Annotated in this window: 1 protein-coding gene; it reads left to right on the forward strand. The window is 71.0% G+C overall.

Translation table 11 applies throughout. The features are described 5' to 3' along the window. Nucleotides 1-89: 89 nt before the first annotated feature. The coding region (locus ACTJI6_RS24250; protein WP_440804353.1) for a hypothetical protein at nt 90-507 on the forward strand (418 nt) is incomplete at its 3' end.

The following is a 507-nucleotide window of genomic DNA, read 5'->3' on the forward strand; positions in this document are numbered from 1 at the left end:
CCCTGGATCTCTGCCTCGACACGCCCGACCGCTGCGTCGACTGACCTCGCCCCTTCTTCCAAAGACCCTTTCCGACTGTGGAGACACCCATGAAGCCCCTCATCCTCGCCGCCGCCCTCGCCCTGCCCGCCGCCATCGCCCAGGCCGAGCCCTACCTGGCCCGCTGCCAGATGGGCGAATGCGTCCATTACGACCAGATCGACCGCCAGGTCGTGGGCCAGGGCAGCGCCACTGTCCCCGGCGAGCTGGTCCTGGTCACCCTGCGCGAGGCGGTCTCCGCCGATCCCGACACCCCGCCCGGTGGCCTCGCCTGGGGCGAGCCGTCGCCCGTGCAGGTGTTCTGCAGCCCCGCGCGCCCAGCCTTCATGTCCGGTGACGGCCGCTACACCGCCCTCGACCTCGTCACCCCGGCGGGCGCCACCACGCTGATCACCACCATGTATCTGCGCGCCTGCCATCCCGACCTGGGCACCTTTGACGATCCCTTCGCGGCCGCCAGCGATCTCG

This window comes from Paracoccus sp. 22332, from assembly GCF_052045125.1.
Taxonomy (GTDB): Bacteria; Pseudomonadota; Alphaproteobacteria; order Rhodobacterales; family Rhodobacteraceae; genus Paracoccus; species Paracoccus haematequi_A.